Annotated in this window: 27 protein-coding genes; 18 read left to right on the top strand and 9 right to left on the bottom strand. The window is 69.4% G+C overall.

What is annotated here, in order from left to right; genetic code table 11:
* The first annotated feature begins 186 nt into the window (after positions 1-186).
* Genes ACLJRL_RS30225 through ACLJRL_RS30200 form a run of 6 tightly spaced genes read left to right on the top strand, consistent with a single transcriptional unit; the run spans position 187 to position 6,711 of the window.
* Complete coding sequence (locus ACLJRL_RS30225) at positions 187-1,047, top strand: fumarylacetoacetate hydrolase family protein (RefSeq protein ID WP_410659721.1); 861 nt, start codon at positions 187-189, stop codon at positions 1,045-1,047.
* Complete coding sequence (locus ACLJRL_RS30220) at positions 1,044-2,348, top strand: enolase C-terminal domain-like protein (protein WP_410659720.1); 1,305 nt, start codon at positions 1,044-1,046, stop codon at positions 2,346-2,348. Before ACLJRL_RS30225 ends, ACLJRL_RS30220 begins: the two co-directional genes overlap by 4 nt.
* A complete protein-coding gene (locus ACLJRL_RS30215; protein ID WP_410659719.1) occupies positions 2,341-3,099 on the top strand; it encodes an SDR family NAD(P)-dependent oxidoreductase in 759 nt (252 codons plus the stop codon). Before ACLJRL_RS30220 ends, ACLJRL_RS30215 begins: the two co-directional genes overlap by 8 nt.
* Positions 3,100-3,144: 45 nt before the next feature.
* Positions 3,145-4,176, top strand: a complete 1,032-nt coding sequence (locus ACLJRL_RS30210) for a sugar ABC transporter substrate-binding protein (protein ID WP_410659907.1) — start codon at positions 3,145-3,147, stop codon at positions 4,174-4,176.
* Complete coding sequence (locus ACLJRL_RS30205; RefSeq protein ID WP_410659718.1) at positions 4,173-5,699, top strand: sugar ABC transporter ATP-binding protein; 1,527 nt, start codon at positions 4,173-4,175, stop codon at positions 5,697-5,699. Before ACLJRL_RS30210 ends, ACLJRL_RS30205 begins: the two co-directional genes overlap by 4 nt.
* Complete coding sequence (locus ACLJRL_RS30200) at positions 5,692-6,711, top strand: ABC transporter permease (protein ID WP_410659717.1); 1,020 nt, start codon at positions 5,692-5,694, stop codon at positions 6,709-6,711. Before ACLJRL_RS30205 ends, ACLJRL_RS30200 begins: the two co-directional genes overlap by 8 nt.
* A gap of 84 nt (positions 6,712-6,795) precedes the next feature.
* Here the strand turns inward: ACLJRL_RS30200 and ACLJRL_RS30195 are convergent, their stop codons facing one another.
* On the bottom strand, positions 6,796-7,506 hold the full coding sequence (locus ACLJRL_RS30195; RefSeq protein WP_410659716.1) for a FadR/GntR family transcriptional regulator: 711 nt from the start codon (positions 7,504-7,506) through the stop codon (positions 6,796-6,798).
* A gap of 79 nt (positions 7,507-7,585) precedes the next feature.
* Between ACLJRL_RS30195 and ACLJRL_RS30190 the strand changes: the two genes are divergently transcribed.
* From ACLJRL_RS30190 to ACLJRL_RS30180, 3 genes are read left to right on the top strand one after another with little or no spacing between them, the layout of a single operon-like run.
* The gene (locus tag ACLJRL_RS30190) at positions 7,586-7,915 is read left to right on the top strand and encodes an L-rhamnose mutarotase (RefSeq protein WP_410659715.1); all 330 of its coding nucleotides are present in this window, start codon (positions 7,586-7,588) and stop codon (positions 7,913-7,915) included.
* Entirely contained in the window at positions 7,912-8,883 is a 972-nt protein-coding gene (locus ACLJRL_RS30185) for an aldo/keto reductase (protein ID WP_410659714.1), read from the top strand. Before ACLJRL_RS30190 ends, ACLJRL_RS30185 begins: the two co-directional genes overlap by 4 nt.
* The gene (locus ACLJRL_RS30180) at positions 8,880-9,713 is read left to right on the top strand and encodes an amidohydrolase family protein (RefSeq protein WP_410659713.1); all 834 of its coding nucleotides are present in this window, start codon (positions 8,880-8,882) and stop codon (positions 9,711-9,713) included. The genes ACLJRL_RS30185 and ACLJRL_RS30180 overlap by 4 nt, the downstream gene beginning before the upstream one ends.
* Positions 9,714-9,790: 77 nt before the next feature.
* On the opposite strand, the gene ACLJRL_RS30175 is transcribed toward ACLJRL_RS30180, so the two are convergent.
* From ACLJRL_RS30175 to ACLJRL_RS30155, 5 genes are all read right to left on the bottom strand, one after another.
* A complete protein-coding gene (locus ACLJRL_RS30175; protein WP_410659712.1) occupies positions 9,791-11,323 on the bottom strand; it encodes a trypsin-like serine protease in 1,533 nt (510 codons plus the stop codon).
* 179 nt (positions 11,324-11,502) lie between these two features.
* Positions 11,503-12,159 (bottom strand): RNA polymerase sigma factor ShbA, encoded by a 657-nt coding sequence (gene shbA / locus ACLJRL_RS30170; RefSeq protein WP_410659711.1) that lies wholly within the window; start codon positions 12,157-12,159, stop codon positions 11,503-11,505.
* 249 nt (positions 12,160-12,408) lie between these two features.
* Complete coding sequence (locus ACLJRL_RS30165; RefSeq protein WP_410659710.1) at positions 12,409-12,705, bottom strand: hypothetical protein; 297 nt, start codon at positions 12,703-12,705, stop codon at positions 12,409-12,411.
* Positions 12,702-13,052 (bottom strand): YidH family protein, encoded by a 351-nt coding sequence (locus ACLJRL_RS30160; protein WP_410659709.1) that lies wholly within the window; start codon positions 13,050-13,052, stop codon positions 12,702-12,704. The genes ACLJRL_RS30165 and ACLJRL_RS30160 overlap by 4 nt, the downstream gene beginning before the upstream one ends.
* A 10-nt stretch (positions 13,053-13,062) precedes the next feature.
* Positions 13,063-13,518, bottom strand: coding sequence for a GtrA family protein (locus tag ACLJRL_RS30155; RefSeq protein ID WP_410659708.1), 456 nt, complete (start codon positions 13,516-13,518; stop codon positions 13,063-13,065).
* 262 nt (positions 13,519-13,780) lie between these two features.
* On the opposite strand from ACLJRL_RS30155, the gene ACLJRL_RS30150 reads away from it, so the two are divergent.
* Complete coding sequence (locus ACLJRL_RS30150; protein WP_410659707.1) at positions 13,781-14,089, top strand: iron-sulfur cluster biosynthesis protein; 309 nt, start codon at positions 13,781-13,783, stop codon at positions 14,087-14,089.
* A gap of 17 nt (positions 14,090-14,106) precedes the next feature.
* On the opposite strand, the gene ACLJRL_RS30145 is transcribed toward ACLJRL_RS30150, so the two are convergent.
* The 3 genes from ACLJRL_RS30145 to ACLJRL_RS30135 all read right to left on the bottom strand — a co-directional run bounded on the left by ACLJRL_RS30145 (position 14,107) and on the right by ACLJRL_RS30135 (position 18,456).
* A complete protein-coding gene (locus ACLJRL_RS30145; RefSeq protein WP_410659706.1) occupies positions 14,107-15,231 on the bottom strand; it encodes a glycerate kinase in 1,125 nt (374 codons plus the stop codon).
* The gene (locus tag ACLJRL_RS30140; RefSeq protein WP_410659705.1) at positions 15,228-16,190 is read right to left on the bottom strand and encodes a 2-hydroxyacid dehydrogenase; all 963 of its coding nucleotides are present in this window, start codon (positions 16,188-16,190) and stop codon (positions 15,228-15,230) included. The genes ACLJRL_RS30145 and ACLJRL_RS30140 overlap by 4 nt, the downstream gene beginning before the upstream one ends.
* A gap of 160 nt (positions 16,191-16,350) precedes the next feature.
* Positions 16,351-18,456: an alpha-galactosidase gene (locus ACLJRL_RS30135; RefSeq protein WP_410659704.1), complete on the bottom strand. Its 2,106-nt coding sequence runs from the start codon at positions 18,454-18,456 to the stop codon at positions 16,351-16,353.
* A 76-nt stretch (positions 18,457-18,532) separates the two neighbouring features.
* On the opposite strand from ACLJRL_RS30135, the gene ACLJRL_RS30130 reads away from it, so the two are divergent.
* From ACLJRL_RS30130 to pcaC, 8 genes are all read left to right on the top strand, one after another.
* Positions 18,533-19,702 (top strand): ROK family protein, encoded by a 1,170-nt coding sequence (locus ACLJRL_RS30130; RefSeq protein ID WP_410659703.1) that lies wholly within the window; start codon positions 18,533-18,535, stop codon positions 19,700-19,702.
* Between the two features lie 300 nt (positions 19,703-20,002).
* Positions 20,003-20,812, top strand: coding sequence for a CoA transferase subunit A (locus ACLJRL_RS30125; protein WP_410659702.1), 810 nt, complete (start codon positions 20,003-20,005; stop codon positions 20,810-20,812).
* Positions 20,809-21,564 (top strand): CoA-transferase subunit beta, encoded by a 756-nt coding sequence (locus ACLJRL_RS30120; protein WP_410659701.1) that lies wholly within the window; start codon positions 20,809-20,811, stop codon positions 21,562-21,564. Before ACLJRL_RS30125 ends, ACLJRL_RS30120 begins: the two co-directional genes overlap by 4 nt.
* Entirely contained in the window at positions 21,561-22,739 is a 1,179-nt protein-coding gene (locus ACLJRL_RS30115; protein WP_410659700.1) for a thiolase family protein, read from the top strand. The genes ACLJRL_RS30120 and ACLJRL_RS30115 overlap by 4 nt, the downstream gene beginning before the upstream one ends.
* Before the next feature lie 18 nt (positions 22,740-22,757).
* A complete protein-coding gene (pcaH, locus tag ACLJRL_RS30110) occupies positions 22,758-23,492 on the top strand; it encodes a protocatechuate 3,4-dioxygenase subunit beta (RefSeq protein ID WP_410659699.1) in 735 nt (244 codons plus the stop codon).
* Positions 23,492-24,040 carry a protocatechuate 3,4-dioxygenase subunit alpha gene (pcaG, locus tag ACLJRL_RS30105; RefSeq protein ID WP_410659698.1) on the top strand — a complete coding sequence of 183 codons (549 nt, stop codon included), beginning with the start codon at positions 23,492-23,494 and terminating at the stop codon, positions 24,038-24,040. The genes pcaH and pcaG overlap by 1 nt, the downstream gene beginning before the upstream one ends.
* Positions 24,033-24,812 (top strand): 3-oxoadipate enol-lactonase, encoded by a 780-nt coding sequence (gene pcaD / locus ACLJRL_RS30100; protein ID WP_410659697.1) that lies wholly within the window; start codon positions 24,033-24,035, stop codon positions 24,810-24,812. Before pcaG ends, pcaD begins: the two co-directional genes overlap by 8 nt.
* Positions 24,809-25,213, top strand: a complete 405-nt coding sequence (pcaC, locus tag ACLJRL_RS30095) for a 4-carboxymuconolactone decarboxylase (protein ID WP_410659696.1) — start codon at positions 24,809-24,811, stop codon at positions 25,211-25,213. The genes pcaD and pcaC overlap by 4 nt, the downstream gene beginning before the upstream one ends.
* The last annotated feature ends 2 nt before the right edge of the window (positions 25,214-25,215 follow it).

The raw sequence follows: 25,215 nt of genomic DNA, 5'->3' as shown, positions 1-25,215 counted from the left end.
ACTATTCCCCGTGTGACCTACGACACTGCGCAGGTCAGCTGGGTATCGCTGACTGATCCGATCAATTTTCGGGACAAATCCGGACGACCTCTAGATCTGGCCGGACACGGTCGGGTATACATCGGATGTCTGTTCGTTGCTGTTGGAGCCGTTGATTCTTGGCGGTTCGGTGGGAAGGGAAAATCCGTGCAGCTGTTGCGTCTCGGGGAGCCGGGAAGTGAGCGTCCGTTCGTACGTGCCGGGGACGGCACGCTGCGCGAGCTCGCGGGGCTGACCGCCGACATCGATGGCAGCTTCTTCGCGGGCGACGGTGTCGCCAGGGTCGCGGCCGCGCTGGCCGCGGGTGAGCTGCCCGAAGCCGGCCCTGAATCCGCGCGGGCCAGGGTCGCCGCGCCGATCGCCCGGCCGGGCAAGGTCGTCTGTATCGGCCTCAACTACCGGCGGCACGCCGAGGAGTCCGGCGCCGCCGTGCCGACCGAGCCGGTCGTGTTCATGAAGGCCTCCGACGTCGTCGTCGGCCCGAACGACGACGTGCTCGTGCCGCGCAACTCGACCAAGACGGACTGGGAGGTCGAGCTCGGCATCGTCATCGGCAAGACCGCGCGGTACCTCGACAGTGTCGAAGAAGCCCTTGAGTACGTCGCCGGGTACACCGTCTCCAATGACGTCTCCGAGCGGGAGTTCCAGCTCGAACGCGGCGGTCAGTGGGACAAGGGCAAGTCGTGCGAGAACTTCAACCCGCTCGGCCCGTGGCTGGTCACCGCCGACGAGGTGGCCGACCCGCAGGACCTCGGCCTGAAGCTGTGGGTCAACGGCGAGAAGAAGCAGGATTCGTCCACCAAGGACATGATCTTCACGGTCGCCGAGATCGTGCATTATCTGAGCCGGTTCATGGTGCTGCGGCCCGGCGATCTGATCAACACCGGCACTCCGCAGGGCGTCGCGCTCGGACAGCCGGAACCCAAGCCGTACCTGCGGGAAGGTGACGTCATCGAGCTCGAGATCGACGGCCTCGGCCGCCAGCGCCAGACCGTGAGGCAGGCATGACGAAGATCGTCGGCATGGAGGTGCTCGACGTCCGGTTCCCCACCTCACGGGACCTGGACGGTTCGGACGCCATGAACCCCGACCCGGACTATTCGGCCGCGTACGTCGTGCTCCACACCGACGGCGGGCCCGACGGGTACGGCCTCGCCTTCACCATCGGCCGCGGCAACGACGTCCAGGCCGCGGCGATCCGCGCGCTCGAACCGCATGTCGTCGGCCGGGACGTCCCCGCGGACGCGGCCGCGCTCGGCGAGCTGTCGCGCGCACTGGTCGGCGACTCGCAGCTGCGGTGGCTCGGCCCGGAAAAGGGCGTCGCGCATATGGCGATCGGCGCGGTGGTCAACGCCGCCTGGGACCTCGCCGCGCGGATCGCCGGCCTTCCCGTCTGGCGCTTCGCCGCCGAGATGTCGCCCGAGGACCTGGTGTCCCTCGTCGACTTCCGCTACTTGTCCGACGCGCTCACCGAAGAGGAGGCGCTCGACATCCTCCGCGCCGCCGAACCCGGTCGCGCGGAGCGGATCGCGCGGATCGAACGCGAGGGATACCGCGCCTACAGCACGTCGCCCGGCTGGCTCGGCTACTCCGACGCCAAGCTCGTCCGGCTCGCCGAACAAGCGGTCGCCGACGGCTTCGAGATGATCAAGCTGAAGGTCGGCGGCAATCTTGAAGACGACGTCCGCCGGATGAAGCTCGCCCGCGAGACCGTCGGCACGGGCATCCGCGTGGCCGTCGACGCGAACCAGCGCTGGGACGTCTCCAGCGCGATCGCCTGGATGACCGCGCTCGCGCCGTACGACCCGTACTGGATCGAGGAGCCCACGTCACCGGACGACGTGCTCGGGCACGCCGCGATCGCCAAGGCGCTCGCCCCGATCCGCGTGGCCACCGGTGAACACGTGCAGAACCGGGTGGTGTTCAAGCAACTGCTGCAGGCGGACGCGATCTCGGTGCTGCAGCTGGACGCGGCCCGGGTCGGCGGGTTCAACGAGAACCTGGCGATCCTGTTGCTGGCGGCCAAGTTCGGCGTCCCGGTGTGCCCGCACGCCGGCGGGGTCGGGCTGTGCGAACTCGTGCGGCATCTGTCGATGTTCGACTACGTGGCGGTTTCCGGATCGGAGACCGACCGGTCGATCGAATGGGTCGACCATCTCCACGAGCACTTCACCGATCCGGCCGTCGTGGCCGACGGGCGGTACCTCGCGCCGTCCGCGCCGGGTTTTTCCGCGCGGATGCACGACGCGACCCTGCGCCGGTTCCGGTTCCCCGACGGTCCTGAGTGGACGGAGACAGTAAGTGAGTGAATTCGAAGGCCTCGTCGCCGCCGTCACCGGTGGGGCGTCCGGGATCGGCCGGGCCGTCGCGGACCTGCTCGCCTCGCGCGGGGCGCAGGTCGCGGTGCTCGACCTGAAACCGGGCGAACTCCCGGCCGGGCTCACCGGATTCCGGTGCGACGTCGGCTCGGACGACGAGGTGCGTTCGGCGATCGACGCGGTCACCGAACGGTTCGGCAGGCTCGACATCGTGGTCAACAACGCCGGCATCGGCGCGCAGGGCGACGTCACCGGCAATGACGACGACGAATGGCACCGGGTGCTCGACGTCAACGTCGTCGGCATGGTGCGGCTCGCGCGGGCGGCGCTGCCGCACCTGAAGAACTCGCCGTCGGCGGCGATCGTCAACACCTGCTCGATCGCCGCGTGGGCGGGCTTGCCCGACCGGGCGCTGTATTCGGCCAGCAAGGGCGCGGTGCTCTCGCTGACCCTGGCGATGGCGACCGATCACCTCGCCGACAAGATCCGGGTCAACTGCGTCTGCCCCGGCACCGCGGACACCCCGTGGGTCGGCAGGCTGCTCGACTCGGCGGCCGACCCGGAGGCCGAGCGGGCCGCGCTGGCCGCCCGGCAGCCGATGGGCAGACTGGTCACCGCGGACGAGGTCGCGAACGCGATCGTGTACCTCGCCAGCCCGCTTTCGGCTTCGACCACCGGCACGGCGCTCGCCGTGGACGGTGGGATGTACGGGCTGCGTCCGCGCGGCCCGGTCCAGCAGTAGTTTTCCCGCTGTCATCACATCAAGGAGGATGCGGTGCGTACGAGGGTGATCATGGTGGCCGCCGCGGCCACCGCGCTCGGGCTGGCCCTGTCGGCCTGCGGGTCCACAAAGGACAGCGCGGCCGCGCCGGGCGGAAACGGCGGTCAGGGCGGGAAGGTCGGCGCGACGATTCCGCTGCTGACCTCGCCGTTCTGGCAGGCCTACAACAACTACGTGCCGCAGAAGGCGAAGGAGCAGGGCGTCGACGCGCTGCCCACGGTCAACGCGGACAGCGATTCGGCGAAGCAGATCACCGACATCAACACCCTGCTCAACCAGGGCGTCAAGGGTCTCGTCGTGACACCGATCGACTCGGCCGCGGTGGTGGCGGGGTTGAAGGCCGCGGAGAACAAGGGCGTCCCGGTGGTCGCCGTCGACGTCGCCCCGGAGGGCGGCAAGGTCGCCATGGTGGTGCGCGCGGACAACAAGGCCTACGGCACCAAGGCCTGTGAGGCGATCGGCGCGAAGGTCACTTCGGGCAAGGTCGTGCAGGTCATGGGCGACCTGGCCTCGGTCAACGGCCGCGACCGCTCCGAGGCGTTCCGGGAATGCATGAAGTCGAAGTTCCCGGGCGTCCAGGTGCTCGAGGTCGCCGCCGAGTGGAAGGCGGACAAGGCTTCGTCCGGTTTGGACAGCCTGCTCATCGCCAATCCGGACATCAAGGCCGTGTACATGCAGGCGGGCGGGGTCTACCTGGCGCCGACGCAGCAGGCGCTCAAGCGCAAGAACCTCTACTTCCCGGTCGGTGACCCGAAGCACGTGGTGCTGGTCAGCAACGACGGGATCCCGCAGGAACTGGCCGCGATCCGCGCGGGCGAACTCGACGCGACCGTGTCCCAGCCCGCCGACGACTACGCCAAGTACGGCATGTACTGGGTCAAGAAGGCCATGGCGGGGGAGACCTTCAAACCGGGTGCGACCGACCACAACAGCACCGTCGTCGAGATCCGGCCCGGAATCCTCGAAGACCAGTTGCCCGCGCCTGTGATCACCAAGGACAACGTGGACGACAAGGCCCTGTGGGGGAACAACCTGTGAGCGCGCTGCCCGCCGGCTCCGCCGCCGTACCGGTGGTCAGCGCACAGGGCGTCGGTAAACGCTACGGCCCGACCGTGGCGCTGTCCGACGTCAGCATCACCGTGAACCCCGGCGAGTCGCACGCACTCGTCGGCCGTAACGGCGCGGGGAAGTCGACGCTGGTCTCCATCCTCACCGGACTGTCCAAAACGGACACCGGACGCGTGGAGTTCGGCGGCGTCCCCGCCCCGTCCCTGTCCAAACAGGACGACTGGAAACGTGCGGTCGCCTGTGTCTACCAGCACGCGATGGTCGTCCCGCAGCTGACCGTCGCGGAGAACCTGTTCCTCAACCGCCAGTCCGGCAAGGGTTTCGCGATCGGCTGGCAGCGCTTGCGCCGCCAGGCACGGGACCTGCTCGATTCCTGGGACGTGCGGGTTGACGTCGACACCCCGGCCGGGGAACTCTCGGTCGAGGACCGGCAGTTCGTCGAGATCGCCAGGGCGCTCTCCTACGGTGCCCGGTTCATCGTGCTCGACGAGCCGACAGCGCAGCTGGACAGCCAGGCGATCGAGCGTCTCTTCGATCGGATGCGCCAGATGCAGGCGAACGGGGTGACGTTCTTGTTCATCTCGCACCACCTGCACGAGGTGTACGAGGTCTGCCAGGCGGTCACCGTGCTGCGCGACGCCAAGCACATCCTCACCGCGCCGGTCTCGGAAGTCGGCCGTGCCGAGCTGATCGACGCGATGACCGGGGAACAGGGCGGGCTTTCCGTCCGAGACGCGTCCACCCGTGAGGCGCTGGCTTCCGACGCGGACGAGGTCCTGACCGTCGACGGTCTTTCCGGCGACGGCTTCCACGACGTGACCCTCCGGGTCCATCGCGGGGAGGTGCTCGGGCTCGCGGGCAGCAACGCCAGCGGCAAGCACCAGGTCGCCGAAACCGTATACGGACTGCGTTCGCCGGACACGGGCACCGTGAGGGTCGACGGGAAGCCGTTGAAGCCGGGCGACATCCCGGCCGCGATCCGGGCCGGAATCGGCTGTGTGCCCCGAGACCGGCACCACGAAGGCCTGGTCCTCGAACACTCCATCATGGACAACGCGACACTGTCCATTTTGGATCGCATGGGCAAGGCGGGCCTCGCTTCGCCGGGTGCCAGGTACTCGAGAGCGTCGAAGGCGTTGGAGGACTACGACATCGTCGCGGCCGACGCCGAGCAGCCGGTGTCCGATCTTTCCGGTGGCAATCAGCAGAAGGTCGTCCTGGCCCGCGCTCTGGCCGGGGATCCCCGTCTGGTCGTGCTGATCAACCCGACCGCCGGGGTGGACGTGAAATCGAAGGAGGCCCTGCTCGCGGTCGTCGACCGGGTGCGGGCCGAAGGCAAGGCGGTGCTGATCGTCAGCGACGAGCTGGACGATCTCCGCCTGAGCGACCGGGTGCTGGTGCTGCGCGCCGGTGCCGTGGTCGCCGAACACCAGGCCGGCTGGTCCGACGGCGACCTCGTGGCCGACATCGAAGGAGTCGAGCGCGGTGCATGACGTGATGACCGATCCGAAAGCGTCGTCGCTCACGGCGGCGCCACCGAAACGCCGGAAGTTCAAATGGCTGCGGGAACTGGCCCTGGTGCCGGCGCTCATCGTGGTGCTGGTCATCGGAGGACTGATCAGTGACACCTTCCTGACCTTTGGCAGCATCGTGGGCATCCTGTCCGCGTCCGCGGCGCTGTCGATGGTGGTGCTGGGCGAATCGCTGGTCCTGCTGACCGGGAAGTTCGACCTCTCCCTGGAATCCACCATGGGCATGGCGCCCGCGCTGGGCGCGATGCTGGTGATCCCGGTGGCGTCTTCGGGCTTCGGCACGGAAATCCCCGGGTTCGCGGGGGTCCTCGCCGTGCTGGTGGCCGGTGCGGCCATCGGTTTCGTGAACGGTTTCCTGATCGTCAAGCTGAAGCTGAACGCCTTCATCGTCACGCTGGCGATGCTGACGGTGCTGCGCGGTACGCAGATCGGCTCCACGCAGGGAAAGACGCTGTTCGACCAGCTGGACGTGTTCACCGCGCTGGCGACGACCACGTTCCTCGGGCTGCCGATGTCGGTGTGGCTGGCCGCGGCGCTGTTCACCGCGTTCGGCCTCGGCCTGCGGTATCACCGGATCGGCCGGTCGCTCTACGCCATCGGCGGGAACCGGGAAGCCGCGCGGGCCGCGGGTATCCGGGTCGACCGCATCTCGTGGGGCGTGTTCGTGGTGGCCGGTGTGCTGGCCGCGCTCGGTGGTCTCGCGTACACGGGCTACGTCGGCGCGCTCGGTGCCGACCAGGGTGACGGGCTGATCCTGCAGGTGTTCGCGGCTGCGGTGATCGGCGGTGTCTCACTGGACGGGGGAAAGGGCACGCTGGTCGGGGCGCTCACCGGCGTGCTGCTCCTGCAGACGGTCACCAACCTGCTGCAGGTCGCGCAGGTGCCGCCGGAGTGGCTGAAGGCGATCTACGGCGTGATCATCCTGGTCGCGCTGATCATCTCGCGCTACGCGAGCGGCAAGGCTCAGACCTAGTACTGAAAAGCGCGTGAAGGCCACCTTGAGGGACTCAGAGTCCCTCAAGGTGGCCTTCACGGAACATCCGTGGAGGGTGCTGTGTCAGGAAGCTTCGGCGGCCACGGTCGGATCGTCGGCCGTGCCGAGGGCGTTGCGGAGCCATTGCTCCACACCGGCCACGTGCACGGTGGCCCACGAGCGCGCCAGTTCGGGCTCACGGGCGGCGATGGCCTCGTAGATCGCCAGGTGCTGCTCGCGGGTCTTCGCGACCGCGCCCTCCTGCGTGAGCCCACGCCAGATCCGGGCGCGCGCGGTGGGGCCGGAAAGGCTGTCCAGCAGCGAGCACAGCACCGGATTGCCGGACCCGTCGGCGATCTTGCGGTGGAACTGCAGGTCGTTCGCGACCAGCGCCTCCACCGTGGGCGAGTCGGCGAGTTCGTCGAGCAGGCGGCCTAGTTCCGCGATGTCGTCGTCGCTCATGTGCATCGCGGCCAACGCCGTCGCCGCCGGTTCGAGGATCCGGCGGACGGCGAGGAAGTCCAGCACGGTGTCGTCGCGGTGGAAGTCCACCACGAACGTCATCGCGTCGAGGAGGAGATTCGGTTCGAGGCTGGTGACGTATGTCCCGTCGCCCTGGCGGACGTCGAGTACACGGATCAGGCACAGCGCCTTCACCGCTTCGCGCAGCGAACTGCGGGACAGGCCGAGCCGCTGGGCCAGTTCGGCCTCCTTCGGCAGCCTGTCGCCCGGCGCGAGCTCGCCGGAGATGATCATGTCCTTGATCTTGTCGATCGCGACATCGGTGACCGGCACGTTCCACCGCCCTCCCCGAAGACCTCGGATGTTTGAGTGTTAGTTGACAGAGTGCCATGTTTCGAACTGAGGAGGCGCGGTGACCCACGGTGTCGCACCACAAAGAGTGGCACTCCACACCCGGTTGAAGCCGGGTAAGGAGGCCGAATACGAATCGGTCCACGCGGTCATCCCGGTCGATCTCGACGAGGCCTTGCGGGCCGCCGGGGTGCGTTCGTGGCGGATCTGGCGCGACGGCCTCGATCTCTTCCACCTGGTGGAAGTCGAGGACTACGCGAAAATGCGCGCGATCCTGCGTGATCATCCGGCCAATATCCCGTGGCAGGCACGGATGTCGGAACTGCTCGACGTCGAAGACGACTACTCGGGCGGCGATTCGGGCCTCGGCCTGGTTTGGGAGCTTCCGTGAAGTCGTCGGTGTCCCCGCTCGGGCTCGGCTGCGCGCAGCTGGGCAACCTGTACCACGCCATCGCCGACGAAACGGCCGAAGCGACCGTGCGGCAGGCGTGGGACGAAGGGATCCGGTACTTCGACACCGCCCCGCACTACGGTCTCGGCCTGTCCGAACGGCGGCTCGGCGCGGCGTTGTCGGCGTATCCCCGTGCCGAGTACGTGGTGTCCACGAAGGTCGGCCGGGTGCTGGAACCCGATCCCGGCGGTGCTTCGCGGACGGACGACCAGGGTTTCGTCGTCCCCGCGGCCTACAAACGCCGCTGGGACTTCAGCCGCGACGGGATCCTCCGGTCGCTTGAGGACAGTCTCGGCCGCCTCGGGCTGGATCGCGTGGACATCGTCTACGTGCACGACCCGGACCGGCATTTCGAGGACACCGTCAACGGCGCGTTCCCCGCCCTGCTGGAGTTACGGGAGCAAGGCGTCGTCGACGCCATCGGGGCCGGGATGAACCAGGCGCCGATGCTCACGGAGTTCGTCCGCCGGTTCGACCTCGACGTGATCCTGCTGGCCGGCCGCTACACCCTGCTGAACCAGCCCGCCCTCGACGATCTCCTGCCGCTGTGCCAGGAACGCGGCGTCGACGTGGTGGCCGGGGGAGCGTTCAACGCGGGGATCCTCGCCACGGCGTCACCCGGCACGATGTACGACTACGCCGAGGCTCCCGCGGAACTGGTGGAGCGCGCGCAACGGATCGCCGAGGTCTGCGGGCGGCACGGTGTCGAGTTGCCGCAGGCCGCTTTGGCCTTGCCTGCCGCGCATCCCGCGGTGGTCTCCGTCGTCGTCGGCGCGCACGACCCCGGTCAGGTGCGGTTGAACGCGACACGGTTCCGCAGACCCGTGCCGCCCGGGCTGTGGGCGGACCTGATCCGCGAAGGCCTGCTGCGGGAGGACACCGTGCTGCGAACGGGAGGGACGTCTTGATCGACGCGCACCACCACCTCTGGGACCCGTCGCGGCGCAACTACCCGTGGATGTCGGGCGCGGCACTGGAACCGATCCGTCGTCCGTACACAGTGGACGATCTTCGCGCGGTCGCCGAGATGGCGGGCGTGAAGGCGACCGTGCTGGTGCAGACGGTCTCCTCGGAGGAGGAGACCCGTGAATTCCTTTCTGTCGCTTCAAACGAGCCCTTGATCGCCGGTGTCGTCGGCTGGATCGATCTCACCGCGCCCGACGTCGCGGATCGCCTTGCCGCGTTCGAGGGACCCTTGGTGGGAATCCGGCACCAGGCCGAGGACGAGCCCGATCCCTGGTGGCTCACGCGGCCGGAGGTCCTGCGTGGTCTCGCCGCCGTCGGCGAGGCGGGTTTGGCCTACGACCTGCTGGTGAAGCCACCCCAGCTGGCCGCGGCTCTGGCCGCCGCGTCGGCGTTGCCCGACCAGGTCTTCGTCCTGGACCACGCCGCGAAGCCGCCGATCGCTTCGGGGGAGTGGCAGCCGTGGGCGGAGGGCGTCGAGGCCTTGGGGCGGTTGGAGAACGTGTACTGCAAGCTGTCCGGTCTGGTGACGGAGGCGGACTGGGCACAGTGGAAGGTCGGACATCTGGCTCGGTGGTCCGAGCACGTCCTGGAGTCTTTCGGGGCTTCGCGGCTGATGTTCGGTTCCGACTGGCCCGTGTGTGAGCTGGCGGCCGCGTACGAGGTCGTCGTGGACACCGCGTTTTCACTGACCGGTTCGTTCAGCGACGCGGAGCGGCTGGAGTTCTTCGACGGCACTGCCCGACGGGCCTATCGACTTCTGCCCCGCAAGTAGTCCTCTAGTCGCGGTTCTTGCGCGTGCAACCACCGCAACTAGAGGACTACTTGCGCGCCGTGGGCGACCCTCGGAGGTCAGCGAGTGAGAGTGCAACCCTTTCGCGAAAGGTCCAGCTTCGACTCCGCGACCACACAGGCCGCGAGCAAGTGGACCTGCTGCCCATAACCCCGGCCCCGCACGGAGGTCACGCGCCCGTCCGGCCCCACCTCGCAGGGATTGTCGTCCGTGCACTGTTCGCCGGCGTCGTTGTGGGTGTTGTGGATCCCCACGATCGTGCTGCCGTCGCGGGCCAGCAGCGCCGAACCGGACGTGCCCGGCCACGGGGAGCAGTTTTCCGCGGTGGCGTAACGGATCGAGTTGTCCTGCTGGTAACCGCCCTCTCGCAGATGCGGGATCACGGCCTCGGCGGTGCACTGGAGACGGCTGCTCGTGTACGCCATGGTCAGCGCGTCACCCGCCCGCACGGGTTTGGAAGTGAGCTGGAAGATCTTCGCGCCCTCGGACTTCAACTGCGCGTAAGTCTTGTCCAGCCGGTAAAGCGCGACGTCGGTACCGGTCATCGTCGCGTACATCAAGCGGTTCGCCCGGGCGATGGCCTGGGGATAGCCATGACGGTCGGCGATGGGCACCTCGCGGTCGGCGGGCCGGTCCACCAGCGCGGCACCGGGCGCGGGCCGTTCTCCCTGCACACAGTGGCCGTTGGTCAGCAACAGCGCCGGATCCTTCGGCCGGGAGGCGGGGGAGCGGACCACCGAACCGACGCAGCCGAACAGTTCCACCGCGCCTTCCACGTTGGGGATCCGGTCGTCGGGCGGAACGGCGGTGCCGCTGATGATGCCGTTGATCCAGCCGGCGTGCCGGGTGACGTCGGTGTAGAGCGTCGGCGCGTTCTCCCCGCCGGGGCCGCTGACCACACCGGCCACTTTCCACCGGCCGCCGTCGCGGACCAGCGCGGGCCCACCGGAATCCATATTGGCCGCGGCGACCTTGCCGTCGCGGCCGCCGACGCACAGTTCTCCGGTCGGCTCGGCCGACGGGCACGCCGCGAGCGGCTGCACGGTGGTGTCGGCCTCCCGCAGTCGCGTGGGGAAACAGGCCGGATTCGTGCTGTCCTCACAGGACATTCCCCAGCCCAGGATGCGGACGGGCGCGCCGTCCTTCGGCGTGGCCGACGCGATCTGCACGGGCTCGGCCTTCACCGGGGTCCGCAGGTGCAGCAGCGCGACGTCCTTGCCCCAGAAGCCTCCTTCATCCTGGTTGGTCGCCAGCCGGTAGTAGTGGTCGACTTCGGCGACCTCGCCTCCGGACGGTGTATCCAGTGATCCGACGCGGACCTTCCAGCCGCGCGGGACACCGTTTCTCGCCCCGGTCGGGTTCTTGCCCGCGCAGTGGCTCGCGGTCAGAACCCACTGTGGTGCGAGGACTTCCACCCCGCACCCGTGTTTGTCGGGGCGCGGTGGCGCCGGAAAGGACGGCTGGAACGAACCCATGAACGAGTAAGCCCGTGGTGACTCGACGCCTCCCAGGATGGCCTGCGCCGGAACGGCGGTCATCAAGGGCGTTGTCAGCGCGAGCGAGACACCGAGTAGCAGAGATCGACTTCGCATGCGGTTCACCATGATCTGCCGATGTCCGCGGAGCGCGATCGTCGTGTGCGCGTTTCGTGACGGCGGATTCGGGACGCGACAAAGAACCGGCGAAAAGCCGGGAGAAAGAAGAGAGAAGTGGGCGGCGCGGGGGCCGGGCGCCTGTCAGCCGCCGGTCGATGACCTGCGGCAAGGGGAAATCAGAACTCGTCGTGGTTGACCATCGTCCGGAGGCGGGCCAGTGCGCGGTGCTGCGTCACACGCACGTTGCCTGCGGAGATTCCGAGTGCCTCGGCGGTTTCGGCGGCGGAGAGGCCGACGGCGATGCGGAGGGCGAGGATCTCCTGCTGCACTCGAGGAAGAGTGGACAGAAGGCGGCTGAGCCGGGCACCGAGGTCGAGGTGCAGGGCGTGGGTTTCGGGCTCGTTGTCGGCGAAGGGGCGCTCCGGCAGTTCCGGCACCGGCTCCGAGCGATCACGGGAGACCGCGCGGTAGGCGTCGGCGACCTTGTTCGCGGCGATCGCGTGCACCAGGTACAGGAAAGAACCGCCGCGATCCTGGTAGCCGGGCAGTGCCTTCAGTACCGCCATGCAGACTTCCTGCGCGACGTCGTCCGCCGACAGGTAGGAAAGGTCGCGGCCGCCCATTCTGGCGCGGCAGTAGCGGACGACGACGGGGCCGATCATCCTCAGCAGCGCTTGGATCGCCGCCGGATTCCCGTCACCCGCGTCCTTGACCAGAGGATCGAGGTCCTCTTTGGTCAGCCGCCCACCCGGTCGAGGCAGGTTCTCCGGAGTCGTATATCCGGGGACCGCATCGGCGGTGACGGTTCTGGACGCGCTGGAGATTGCTTGCATGGTCGTCCTCCCCGGCCGACCCTGCGACCGTCGCTGTCGAGGGGCCAACACTCCGTAACGATTATGGCGGCAGATGCTCCGTAAGATCAGATTCATCTGCCGCCGATGCGACGCAGCGTAATCGTAGGCGGCCTTCGTGCAGCAGTCCAGATTTCAACTAGAGATAGCCCATTAGACGGAGTGGGCTTAATACAACCGAGACTCAGCGTGGTCGAAAACACCGTTGTGATCGCAGGATGTGCGCGGCCTTTAGCGCACCGCGATCAAAGCGGCCGCCGTCGCTACGACGAGTGCCGATGCGATGACTGCCCAGGCGGGGTTAAGAGGTTTCGGGATTTCCGCCTTGCGCAGTACCCGTTCACGAACGGACCCGATGGCGACCAGGGTGATCACCGTGGTGCCGGCGAACGCGACCGGGATGACCGCCGTTCCCCAGCCTTGCCTGGCGGCCATGTGCAGTAACAGGAGTGTGCAGGCAGTAGCCGCGAGCGCGGTCCGGCGCCAGGCCAATCCGGTGCGTTGTGCTTGCGCTCCGTGATCGCTCACGAGAAGACGACCAGCGCGGCGGCGGTCAGGGTGATCGCCAGGATCCCCGCGGTCAGCACGAGCAGCATGCCGCTCTTCGGCAGCGGCTGCCCGGAGCGCATCGCGGCCTGCACCTGGCGCCAGCGCGGATACGCGGTCGCCGCGACCACGGCGGCCAGGACGACGCACAGCCCCGCGAGGACGGTGCTCAGCGTGGACGGGTCCGGCATCAGTTGATGGACCGCGACGCCGCCGGCGAGCAGGCCCAGCGCCGTCCGCAGCCACGCGAGGAAGGTCCGCTCGTTGGCGAGCGTGAATCGGTAGTCGGGTTCCGCGCCACCGTCGTGCGGTCCGTTGATCTCTTCCACGCGTCGAACACTAAGCCTTCTGGCTTGCGAAGACCCACCAGCGAAGGACGGCGAAGCGGGCGATGCCACCCACGACACTCGCCGTGAGCAGGGCTCCCGTCTGTTCGAGCGCCGTCGGTTCGGTGATCACCGCGTCGAGGGACGCGAGCACGATCGAGCCATACGCCGCGTAGAAGGCGAACGTCACCAAGTCTTGAAAGTGCCTCTTGCCCGGATGACTCTTCCGGGCGGCGAAGGTGACCCGGCGGTGGAACTCGGTGTTCCCGATGGTCGTGACCGCGAGGGCGACCAGATTCGCCACCTGCGGACCCAGTGTCGGCTGCAGGGCGAGGAACAACACCGCCTGAAGGCCGGTGGCGGCGACACCCGCGACCACGTACCACGCGGCATGGTGGCCGAGTTCGTGATGCCGCTCCGGCGCGCGCCGGATGATCCGGTGCCCTGGCGCCCACCTGGTGGTGGTCATGACCTTGACGCTACTCCGTTTCACAAACTTGTGAAGCTAGTAAACCTGTCGGCTGCTGTGATCCCCGCGACAGCCGTCGTCGTTTGGCCTGCGGGAACGCCGGGTAAGCCACAGGGACGGGGTCGAGTACAGCACGACCCTGTCGACGTCCGATGTGGAGCCGGACGTGGGCGAAAAATGATCTTCACTCAGACGGCAGGCCTCGCTGGGACGCCCTAGCGTGGTCGGTCAAGTGCAAGACCGCGACGAAGGAAGGCCCACGATGCTCACTGTCACCGAAGCCGCCGCCGAGGCGATCACCGCACTGACCGGACAGGAAGGCGGGGAAGACGGCGGATTGCGTTTCGCGATGCATTCCCAGCAGGGCGAAAGTCCTCAGCTCGCCGTTTCCGTCGCACCCGAGCCGGAAAGCGGCGACCGGGTGCTCGGTTCGGAAGGCGGGCCCAAGGTGTTCTTGGAGCCCGAGGCGGCCGCGCTGCTCGACGACAAGGTGCTCGACGTCCAGCAGGACGAGACCGGCGAAGTCGCCTTCGCCGTACTCCCGCAGGCTCAGCCCCAGCCTGGCAGCTGAGCCCAGCGGGTTCAGGCTCAGCGCCTAGCCCAGGTGCGGACCAGCTCGCCGGCCCGCTCGCGCAGGAGTTCCGCCGCGTGCGCCCGCGCGTGGTCGAGCGAAGGTGCGTGGTCGATCAGGGCAGCGCTGCCTACGACGCCGAGGCCGGCGAGCTGGCTCTCGTCCAGCTGAATCCGGCCGGCGAGGACCATCAGCGGGACGGCGTGTTCACGCGCGCGGGCCGCGATACCCGCCGGTGCCTTGCCGTCGAGGCTCTGTTCGTCCAAGGAGCCCTCGCCGGTGATGACCAGGTCGGCGTGTTCGATCGCGTCGGCGACCCCGGTGAGCCCGGCGATGAGCTGGAAACCGGATTCGACCTTCGCGCCGAGTCCGGCGATCGCGCCGGCGGCCACCCCGCCGCCCGCGCCCGCCCCGGGGATGTCGGAGACGTCCGGGGTCCCGGCGTTCTGCAGTGCCCGGGCCCAGCGGGCCAGCGACTCGTCCAGTTGCTCGACCTCACGCGGCCCCGCACCCTTCTGCGGGCCGAAGACCGCTGCCGCCCCGCGGGGTCCGAGCAGCGGGTTCGTCACGTCGGTGGCGACGGCGACCTCGATGTCGCCGAGCCGCTCGCGCACCGGGCCGAGTTCGGCCGAGGCGATCCGGCCCAGCGTGCCGCCGCCCAGCCCGACCGGCGCGCCGAACGGGTCGAACACCCCCGCGCCCAGTGCCGCCAGCATCCCGGCGCCGCCGTCGGTGCTCGCGGTACCGCCGACGGTGAGGACCAGCCGCCGCGCCCCGTGGTCGATCGCGTGCGCGAGGAGTTCGCCGACGCCCCAGGTGTGCGCGGTCAACGAGACTTCCGGGCTCGGCTCGACGAACTCGATCCCGCAAGCGCGGGCCGATTCGATGTAGGCCGTCCCGTCGAGGACGACGTAGCGCGCGTCGACCGTGGCTTCGAGTGGCCCGCGGACCGGAAGTTCCACCGAACGTCCGCCTGCCGCGACGAGGACGTCGAGCGTGCCTTCGCCGCCGTCGGCCACCGGGCAGGAGGAGACCTCCGCCTCGGGCAACGCGTCGCGGACGCCGCGCGCGATGGCCTCCGCGGCTTCGACCGCGGTCAGGCTTCCTTTGAACTTGTCGGGCGCGATCACCACGCGAGTCATGGACGAACCTCCGTCAGCGGGTTTCCGCCGGTGAGCACCGACGCGACGTTTTCGGCGGCCAGCACGGCCATGGCGGTCCGGGTCTCGACCGTCGCCGACCCGAGGTGCGGGGTCAGGACGACGTTTTCGAGGCCCAGCAGGCGCGGCTCGACGTCGGGCTCGGCTTCGAACACGTCGAGCCCGGCCCCGGCGATCTCGCCGGCTTCGAGTGCGTCGGCCAGCGCCGCCTCGTGGACGACGGGTCCGCGTGTGGTGTTGATCAGGTAGGCGCCGGGTTTCATCGCCTTCAGCGCGTCCGCGTCGATGAGGTGCCGCGTCTCCGGCGTCAGCGGGCAGTGCAGCGACACGACGTCGGACGTCTCCAGCAGCTCGGCGACCGAGACGTACTCCGCGCCCAAGGTCTTTTCGACGTCCTCGGTGACTCGCGACCGTCCTGAGTAGACGATCCGCATCCCGAAACCGAGTGCCCGCCGCGCGACCGCCTGCCCGATCTGGCCGAGCCCGACGATGCCGAGCGTCTTGTCCTGAAGGCCGGAGCCGAGCAGGAAACCGAGGTGGAACGACCAGGGCGTACGCGAGCGGATCAGCCTCTCGCCCTCGCCGAGCCGTCGCGTGACCGCGAGGAGCAGCCCGAACGCCAAGTCCGCGGTCGCGTCGGTGAGCACGCCGGGTGTGTTGGTGACGGTGACACCGCGCCGGGCCAGCTCCGGGACGTCGAGGTTGTCGTAGCCGACGGCCACGGTGGCCACGACCTTCAGCTCGGGGCCCGCGGCGTCGGCGACCTCACCGTCGATCCGGTCTTGCAGCATGCCGACGATCGCGGACGCGCCCCGGACGAAATCGCGCAGTTCATCCGGCGTCAGCGGCCTGTCGGCAGGGGACAGTTTCACCTCCCCGACCTCGGCGAGCACCTTCAACGCGTCGTCGGGAATCCAGCGGGTCACCGCGATCGTGGGCACGGCATAAGCCTAGTGCCCGGCAGTAGGTATCCCAACCGCGCGAAATCCCCGTGATGAGGGAGGCGAATCCCCTGCGCGGGTGAGTCTCACGCGCAGAAGTCCGTGAAGGCCCCCTTGAGGGAATCAGAGTCCCTCAAGGGGGCCTTCACGGACTTCACGCTCAGCCGACCCGCGTCAGTCGGATCAGCGCGCTCGCGTAGTCCTTTTCGGCCAGTACCGGGTCGATGCCGTGCGACAGCAGCACGGCGCCGTGGTGGATCTCGCCGGTGTCGTCGTCGCGGTACCGCGCGTCGGGGTCCAGCCCGGCGAGCCGGGGCGGGACGAGCGAGCGGCCGTACTCCGTCGGCCGCTGCCAGATCAGGACGACCACGCGGTCGTCCAGCAGGTACTGGACCGCGGTCAACGGGGTACCGCCCGGTTCGCCCAGCCGGTACTGCGTGCCGTGCTGGACGACCGGCCGGATTTCCTTGTACAGCGCCACGAGCGCGGCGGCCTCGCGCCGCTCCTCGAACGTCCACAGTGGAAGGTCGCCGCCGAGGCCGAGGACGCCCGCCATCGCGACGTGGAACCGGAACCGCAGCGGGACCGCCCGCCCGGTCAGCGGATTCGGGCTGTCCGTCACCCACGCGGCCATGGTGCCGGCGGGGTAGAGCTGGCTGTAGCCGTGCTGGATGCCGATGCGGTCGAACGCGTCGGTGTTGTCCGACGTCCACACCTCGTCGGTGCGGGCGAGGATGCCGAGGTCGACCCGTCCGCCGCCGCCCGCGCAGGATTCGATCCGCAGCCGGGGGTGATCCGCCCGCAGCCGGTCCATCACCGAGTACACCGCGCGGACGTGGTCGATCCACAGCCGCGACGCGTCCTCGCCGCGCTCCGGCCAGCCCGCTTCGGTGAACGCGCGGTTCATGTCCCACTTGAGGAAGTCGATCTCGTGGCCGCCCACCAGGTTGTCGAGCCATTTGTGCGCCCAGTCGGCGACTTCCGGCCGTCCGAAGTTGAGCACCAGCTGGCCACGCAACGGCGTCCGTTCGCGGTGGGCCATCTGCAGCGCCCACTCCGGGTGGGCGCGGTAGAGGTCGCTGTCGGGGTTGACCATCTCCGGTTCGACCCAGATCCCGAACCGCATGCCCAGCCGGTGGACCTCGTCGATCAGCGGGTCGAGCCCGGCCGGGAAACGCTCGGGGTTCGGGGTCCAGTCGCCGAGCCCGGCGGTGTCGTCGACGCGGCCGCCGAACCAGCCGTCGTCCATCACGAACAGCTCCGCGCCCAGTCCGGCGGCCTCGACGGCGAGTGCCTTCTGCTTCTCCTCGTCGACGTCCCAGCCGGTGGCCTCCCACGAGTTGTAGACGATCGGCCGCAGTTCTTCGGGATGGGGCAGGACGTGCCCGGAAACGTAGGCGTGCCAACGCCTGCTGGTGCCGCCGAAGCCATCGGCCGCGTAGAGCCCCGCGAACACCGGGCTCTCCCAGGCCTCGCCGGGACGCAGGTGCCGCGTCAGCCCTTCGTGACCGAGGCCGCCGGTCCACGTGACGCGGTCGGTGTGCGAGCGCTCGGTGGTGATCCGCCAGCTGCCGCTCCACGCGAGCGCGGTGCTCCACACTTCGCCGTGGCTCTCGTCCGCGTCACCCGCGTCGAGCATCAGCCAGGGATTGGCCTGGTGGCTGGAAACCCCGCGCCGGCTGGTCAGCGTCGTCTCGCCGACGGACAGCGGCTCGCGGCGGACCCCGAACTCCGAACTCCACGCCCCCGACACGTGCGAGAGCCGGTAGCCGGCGCGGCGCGGCAGCGTCCAGGCGGCGGAATCGGTGCGCAGCAAGGTGATCGGCGAGCCGTCGCCGGTGTGCCGCAAGGTCGTCCAGCGCTCGATGACGTCGGAGTCGTCGTGCACCCGGTAGTGCAGCGCGACTTCGAGCGGGTAGTGGCGGTCGCGCAGCCGGACGGTCAGTTCGCCCTCTTTGCTTTCGTGGCCCAGGAAATGCCATTCGACGGCCTGGGTGCCGTCCGCGAACCGCACCTGCAGCCCGGAGACGCCGAACGCCGCGCCGCCCTCGGCCGGGAGTTCCGGCCGCTCGTCGCCGGGTTCGTCGAAGCTGCTGTCCGCCGGGTTCCGCCTCGCGGCGATCGACGTCGCCTGCTCGAGGGTGAGCGGGACACCCCAGTGCACGTGCCTCGGCTGATCGGCGGCGTCGAGCCGCAGTGCGTACGAAGTACCCGGGGTGCTGAGCAGCCAGAGACGCTGAGCGGGGTCGGACTCGATCCTCGACATGGGTCCGAGCGTAGAGCCGACCAGCGAAAAAATAAATTCTTGACGAAGTTAATTTATTCGCCGTACCGTACCGCCCATGCCACGCAGTGCACCGGCAAGGGCGCCGATCACCGGTCCCGCGGCGGCGACCGTGTTCACCACGGTCCTGACGCAGGGGCCGGTCAGCCGTGTGGACGTGTCCCGCCGGACGGGCCTGTCCTCGGCCGCGGTCACCAAAGCCGCACGTCCGTTCATCGAGGCCGGCTACCTGGAGGAGCTGGCCTCGGAGGAACGGGCCGGGCCGGGAGCGGGCCGTCCGGCGAATCCGCTCGCGATCCGGCCGGACCGCGAGTACTTCGTGGGCGTGAAGATCACCGCCGACGACCTCATCGGCGTCGTCACCGATCTCCGTGCCGGGATCCGGGTCTCCCGCCACCATCCCCTGCGCGATCACGATGTCGAAAGCGTCGTCACCGCGCTCGCCGCGCTGGTGGGCGAACTGCTGGACGAGGGTTACCGGGACCGGACCTACAGCCTCGGCGTCGCGATCTCCGGCGACGTCGACCGGGTGACCGGATTCGTCCGCTACTCGCCTTTCCTGGGCTGGCGCGATGTTCCGCTCGCCGGGCTCCTCGACGACGCGACCGGGTTGAAGACCACGCTGGAGAACGACGTCAAGGCGCTCGCCGTCGCGGAGCAGTGGTTCGGCGAAGGTGTCGGTGCTTCCTCGTTCGCGCTGGTCACGGTGGGTACCGGGATCGGCAGTGCGCTGGTGGTCAACGGCGGTCTGGTGAGCGGTGCCCACGGCGTCGCGGGCGAGATCGGCCATGTCCCCATTTCCGACGACGGACCGGCCTGCCACTGCGGCGGAACCGGTTGTGTGGAAGCGATCGCGTCCACCGAGGCGATACTCGCCGCGGCGCGGGAGGCGGCGGGCGAACCCGCGCTGACCATGGACGACGCCGTCGCCAGGGCCCGCGGGGGAGACGAATCCCTGCGGGAGGTCTTCGCCGCCGCCGGGCACGCGATCGGGCTCGGGCTGGCCGCGCTGGTCAACCTCTTCGGCCCCGAACGCGTGGTCGTCTCGGGTGAAGGCGTTGCCACGTACGACTTGTTCGAAGAACAGATCCGCCGGACCTTCGCCGTTCAGGCGTTCGGCAGCGCGGGCCGGTGCGGGCTGGTCATCCGGCCGCTGCCGTTCGAGGAATGGGCACGGGGCGCGGCCGCCGTCGCCGTACAGGGCCTTTTCGTTTCCGACCGCCCTTAGGAGTCGACATGCAAGCTCCGCTGTCCCGCCGAAACTTCCAGTGGCTTTCGCGGCATCGACAACCCACGTCGGGAGTAAGCCGCGACCACCTCGTGAGCCTCTCGACTTAAGGTCCTTCACGGCCACCTGCCGGGACAGGTGCGGCCGATGTGGGACCCAAGTACGTGAAGGCCCCCTTACCTACCTTGAGCGTAGGGAAGGGGGCCTTCACGTACTTGGCCGAAACCGGCCGAATCATGCTATGTTCAGATGTAGAACAAGTGTGCGCGATCCGAACAAGCGAACAGGCCGGGAGTGGGGATGGCGGAACTGCTGTCGTTGAAGGAGGCCGTGGCACGGCTGGTGCGCGACGGGGACACCGTCGCGCTCGAGGGCTTCACGCACCTCATCCCCGTCGCCGCGGGCCACGAGATCATCCGCCAGGGCCGCACCGGCCTGACGCTGGTCCGCATGACCCCGGACATCGTCTACGACCAGCTCATCGGCGCGGGCTGCGCGAGCAAGCTGATCTTCTCGTGGGGCGGCAATCCCGGCGTCGGCTCGCTGCACCGGTTCCGTGACGCGGTCCAGCATTCCTGGCCGGTGCCGCTGGAGATCGAGGAGCACAGCCACGCGGGGATGGCGAACCGGTACGTCGCCGGCGCGTCCGGGCTGCCGTTCGCGGTGCTGCGCGGCTACACCGGCACCGACCTGCCCGCGCAGACCGACTCGATCAAGCCCATCACCTGCCCGTTCACCGGCGAGCAGCTCGCGGCCGTCCCCGCGCTCAACCCGGACGTGACGATCGTGCACGCCCAGCGCGCCGACCGGTCCGGCAACGTCCAGATCTGGGGGATCACGGGCGTCCAGAAGGAGGCGGTGCTGGCGGCGAAGCGGTCGCTGGCCACCGTCGAGGAGATCGTCGACGAACTGGAGCCGCGGCCGGGCGCGATCGTGCTGCCGTCGTGGGCGGTCACCGCCGTCGCCGAGGTGCCCGGCGGCGCGAGCCCGTCCTACGCGGCCGGGTACTACGCGCGGGACAACGACGCCTACCAGGCATGGGACGCGATCGGCCGGGACAGGGAGAGCTTCACCCGCTGGCTCGACGAGCTGACGGGAGTCAAGGCATGACCGAGTACACCTCCGACGAGATGATGAGCGTCGCCGCCGCTCGCGCGCTCGGCGACCGGATGTCCTGCTTCGTGGGCATCGGCCTGCCCAGCACGGCCGCGAACCTGGCGCGCCGCCTCCACGCGCCGAACCTCACGCTCATCTACGAATCCGGCTGCCTCGGCGCGAAGCCGACCCGGCTGCCGCTCTCCATCGGCGACGGCGAACTGGCCGACACCGCCGACGCCGTCGTCAGCGTCCCCGAGGTCTTCAACTACTGGCTCCAGCCCGGCCGGATCGACGTCGGTTTCCTCGGCGCGGCCCAGCTGGACAAGTTCGGCAACATCAACACCACCGTCATCGGCCCGGACTACGCGAACCCCAAGGTGCGCCTGCCCGGAGCGGGCGGGGCACCGGAGATCGCCGCGTCGTGCCGCGAGGTGTTCGTGGTGCTGAGGCAGAGCACGCGCGCCTTCGTCGACAAGGTCGACTTCGTGACGTCGTTCGGGCACGGCGGCGGCAAGGGCGACCGGGAGCGGCTCGGCCTCCCCGGCGCCGGGCCGACGCTGGTGGTCACCGACCTCGGCCTGATGCGGCCCGACCCGGAGACCTCCGAGCTCACGCTCACCGAACTGCACCCCGGGATCGAGGTCGATCAGGTCGTCGCGGCGACCGGGTGGAAACTGAAGGTGGCCGGCGACCTGGGAACCACCCCGGCGCCGACCGAGGCAGAACTCCGCATCCTCCGAGACCTCAAAAGGGCGAGCGCATGACCGACGTCTTCCTGTTCGACGCCATCCGTACCCCGTTCGGCAAGTACGGCGGCGCCCTGTCCGGGGTCCGCCCGGACGACCTGGCCGCCACCGTGCTGCGGGCGCTGGCCGAGCGCAACGACCTCGACCCGGCCACCGTGGACGAGGTCGTCCTCGGCGACGCCAACGGCGCGGGCGAGGACAACCGCAACGTCGCGCGGATGGCGGCGCTGCTGGCGGGCTGGCCGACGACCGTCCCGGGCGCCACGGTCAACCGGCTCTGCGGCTCCGGCCTCGACGCGGTCATGCAGGCGAGCCGGTCGGTCCAGGTCGGCGACGCGTCGCTCGCGGTCGCGGGCGGGGTCGAGTCGATGAGCCGCTCGCCGCTGGTCATGCAGAAGCCGGAGAAGGCCTTCCCCGCCGGCAACCAGACGCTGCACTCCACCGCGCTCGGCTGGCGCATGGTCAACCCGAAGATGCCGGAGCAGTGGACGGTCTCGCTCGGCGAGTCCACCGAACAGCTCGCCGAGCGCTACGGCATCGGCCGCGACGAGCAGGACGCGTTCGCCGTCCGCAGCCACGTCAATGCCGCCCGCGCCTGGGACGAGGGTTTCTACGACGACCACGTCGTCCCGGTCGAAGGCGTCGAACTCACCAGGGACGAAGGCATCCGGCCCGGATCGAGCCCGGAGAAGCTCGCGAAGCTCAAGCCCGTCTTCCGTCCACAAGGGACGGTCACGGCGGCGAACGCCTCACCGCTGAACGACGGCGCGTCGGCGCTGCTGCTCGGCGACGAGGCCGCCGGCAAGCGGCTCGGCAAGGCGCCGCTGGCCCGGATCGCCGGCCGGGGCGCGGCGGGTGTCGATCCCGACGTCTTCGGCATCGGCCCGGTGCGCGCGGCCGAGATCGCCTTGGAGCGGGCCGGGATCGGCTGGGACGACCTGGCGGCGGTGGAACTGAACGAGGCGTTCGCCGCGCAGTCGCTGGCCTGCCTGCGCGAGTGGTCGAAGCTCGACCCGGAGATCGTCAACGTCAACGGCGGCGCCATCGCGATCGGGCATCCGCTCGGTGCCTCCGGTGGCCGGATCCTCGGCACGCTCGCGCACCAGTTGCGCCGCGGCGGCGGCCGATGGGGACTGGCCGCGATCTGCATCGGCGTCGGCCAGGGGCTGGCCGTCGTCCTCGAGGCCCGCTGAACCACTGGAGGAGGCAGTATGTCCGCACCCGCAGAACTCAGGCTCCCGCGCTACCGGCGCGACCCGGAGGGGACGCATCCGCCGCTCGGCTTCGCCGGATACCGGTCGACGGCGTTGCGCCACCCCCAGGAACCGCTGATCGTGCTCCCGCACCTGCTGACCGAGGTCACCGGGCCGGCGCTGGGGCCGGGGCGCGTCGGCGAGTTCGACCACGACCTCACCAAGGGACACGCGGGTGAGCCGCAAGGCCAGCGGATCGTCGTCACCGGACGGCTGCTCGACGGCGACGGACGGCCGATCCGGGATTCGCTCGTCGAGATCTGGCAGGCGAACGCGGGCGGCCGGTACCGGCACACCTTGGACCGCTGGCCGTCGCCGATCGACCCCCATTTCGACGGCGCGGGCCGGACCCTGACCGACGGCGAAGGCCGCTACACCTTCACCACCATCAAACCGGGCGCGTACCCGTGGAAGAACCACGACAACGCCTGGCGTCCGGCGCATATTCACTTCTCGGTCTTCGGCAGCGCGTTCACCCAGCGCCTGGTCACCCAGATGTACTTCCCGGAAGACCCGCTGTTCTCCCAGGACCCGATCTTCAACTCGATCCCCGACGAGAAGGCGCGGCAGCGGATGATCGCGCGGTTCGACCTCGACCGCACCGAAGCCGAGTGGGCGCTGGCCTTCCAGTTCGACATCGTCGTCCGCGGCCGCGAGGCGTCGGTCTTCGAAGACGAGGAGGACGAGCACTGATGCTCGAGACGACCCCTTCCCAGACCGTCGGGCCGTACCTGTCCATCGGCCTGCCCTGGCCCGACGGGCCGGACGTCGTCGCCGCGGACGAACCCGCCGCGATCCGCATCCAGGGCCAGGTCTTCGACGGCGCGGGCGAACCCGTCCCGGACGCGATGATCGAGACCTGGCAGGCCGACGCCGACGGCCGGTTCGACCACCCCGGCGACCCGCGCGGCGCGGTCGCGAGCGGGTTCCGGGGCTTCGGGCGCTGCCCGACCGATCCGGCCGGGAACTACGAGATCCGCACCGTCAAGCCCGGAGCGCTGCCGGGTCCGTCGGGCAGCACCCAGGCGCCGCATATCGACGTCTCGGTGCTCGCGCGCGGCCTCCTGCACCGCGTGGTCACCCGGATCTACTTCGAAGACGACGACACCTCCGGAGATCCGGTGCTCGCGTCGGTGCCGGAGGCCCGTCGAGGCACGTTGATCGCCGTCAAGACCGGCGAGGGCTACCGGTTCGACATACGCTTGCAGGGCCAGGGAGAGACGGTCTTCTTCGATGTCTGAGCCGGTGAAGGCGCACAGCGTCGCGGAGGGGCCCGAGGACGGCCCGGTCGTGGTGTTCAGCGGGTCGCTCGGCAGTGACCACCGCATGTGGGAGCCGCAGGTGAAACCCTTGGTGGACCAGGGTTTCCGGGTCATCCGCTACGACACGCGCGGGCATGGCGCGTCTCCGGTGCCGTCCGGCCCGTACAGCCTCGACGACCTCGGCGGTGATCTGATCGCCCTGCTCGACGCGCAGCGCGTCGAACGCGCCCACGTCGTCGGGCTTTCACTCGGCGGGATGACCGGGATGTGGCTCGGGATCCACGCCGCCGAGAGGATCGAAAGCCTCGTGCTCTGCTGCACTTCCGCGAAACTCGGGCCGCCGACGATGTGGGCGGACCGGGCGAAGACGGTCCGGGAGAACGGCACCGGTTCGGTCGCCGAGGCCGGCGTCGGCCGCTGGGTGACCCCGGGCTACGCCGCCGCGCATCCCGGGCAGGTCGCGTACCTGCGCGAGATGATCGCGGGAATCCCGGCCGAGGGTTACGCGGCCTCCTGTACGGCCATCGAGCATCTGGACCTCGTCGACGACCTGCCGAAGATCGAGGCGCGGACCCTGGTCATCGCCGGTGCCGAGGACCAGGCCACCCCGGTCGAGCACGCCGAGGTGATCGCGGGCGGGATCCCGGACGCCCGGCTCGCGGTCGTCGAAGACGCCGCGCATCTGGGAAGCTTCGAGCAGCCCGAACGGTTCACCGCGCTGATCGTCGAGCATCTGGAGGCCACCCGATGACGGACGACACTTACGAGACCGGCATGCGGGTGCGCCGCGAAGTCCTCGGAGACGAGCACGTCGACCGCGCGGTTTCCCGCACCACCGAGTTCAGCCGCCCGTTCCAGGACTACATCACCCGGGGCGCGTGGGGTTCGGTCTGGTCGCGCGACGGGCTCGACCGCAAGACCCGCAGTTGTGTGACGCTGGCCGCCCTCACCGCGCTGCACGCCCACGACGAACTCGCCATGCACGTCCGCGCGGCGGTCCATAATGGACTCACCGCGCAGGAGATTTCCGAGGTACTGCTGCACACCGCCGTGTACGCGGGCGCCCCGGCGGCCAACGCCGCGTTCGCCGTCGCCCAGCGGGTGCTCGCCGAACTCGGTGAGCCTGCCGCCCAGGAGGAGAGCGGCGGTTAGGG

This window comes from Amycolatopsis sp. lyj-112, from assembly GCF_046549055.1.
GTDB lineage: Bacteria > Actinomycetota > Actinomycetes > Mycobacteriales > Pseudonocardiaceae > Amycolatopsis.
The sequence above is the reverse complement of the archived record's forward strand: the minus strand, read 5'-3'. Positions and strand labels throughout refer to the sequence as shown.

Coding starts and splice junctions, on each gene's coding strand:
- ACLJRL_RS30155 (WP_410659708.1), bottom strand. CDS start 13,518: ATGACCACCACCAGGTGGGCGCCAGGGCACCGGATCATCCGGCGCGCG.
- pcaG (WP_410659698.1), top strand. CDS start 23,492: ATGCTCGAGACGACCCCTTCCCAGACCGTCGGGCCGTACCTGTCCATC.
- ACLJRL_RS30125 (WP_410659702.1), top strand. CDS start 20,003: ATGGCGGAACTGCTGTCGTTGAAGGAGGCCGTGGCACGGCTGGTGCGC.
- ACLJRL_RS30130 (WP_410659703.1), top strand. CDS start 18,533: ATGCCACGCAGTGCACCGGCAAGGGCGCCGATCACCGGTCCCGCGGCG.
- pcaC (WP_410659696.1), top strand. CDS start 24,809: ATGACGGACGACACTTACGAGACCGGCATGCGGGTGCGCCGCGAAGTC.
- ACLJRL_RS30150 (WP_410659707.1), top strand. CDS start 13,781: ATGCTCACTGTCACCGAAGCCGCCGCCGAGGCGATCACCGCACTGACC.
- ACLJRL_RS30220 (WP_410659720.1), top strand. CDS start 1,044: ATGACGAAGATCGTCGGCATGGAGGTGCTCGACGTCCGGTTCCCCACC.
- ACLJRL_RS30175 (WP_410659712.1), bottom strand. CDS start 11,323: ATGCGAAGTCGATCTCTGCTACTCGGTGTCTCGCTCGCGCTGACAACG.
- pcaH (WP_410659699.1), top strand. CDS start 22,758: ATGTCCGCACCCGCAGAACTCAGGCTCCCGCGCTACCGGCGCGACCCG.
- ACLJRL_RS30115 (WP_410659700.1), top strand. CDS start 21,561: ATGACCGACGTCTTCCTGTTCGACGCCATCCGTACCCCGTTCGGCAAG.
- ACLJRL_RS30145 (WP_410659706.1), bottom strand. CDS start 15,231: ATGACTCGCGTGGTGATCGCGCCCGACAAGTTCAAAGGAAGCCTGACC.
- shbA (WP_410659711.1), bottom strand. CDS start 12,159: ATGCAAGCAATCTCCAGCGCGTCCAGAACCGTCACCGCCGATGCGGTC.
- ACLJRL_RS30135 (WP_410659704.1), bottom strand. CDS start 18,456: ATGTCGAGGATCGAGTCCGACCCCGCTCAGCGTCTCTGGCTGCTCAGC.
- ACLJRL_RS30120 (WP_410659701.1), top strand. CDS start 20,809: ATGACCGAGTACACCTCCGACGAGATGATGAGCGTCGCCGCCGCTCGC.
- pcaD (WP_410659697.1), top strand. CDS start 24,033: ATGTCTGAGCCGGTGAAGGCGCACAGCGTCGCGGAGGGGCCCGAGGAC.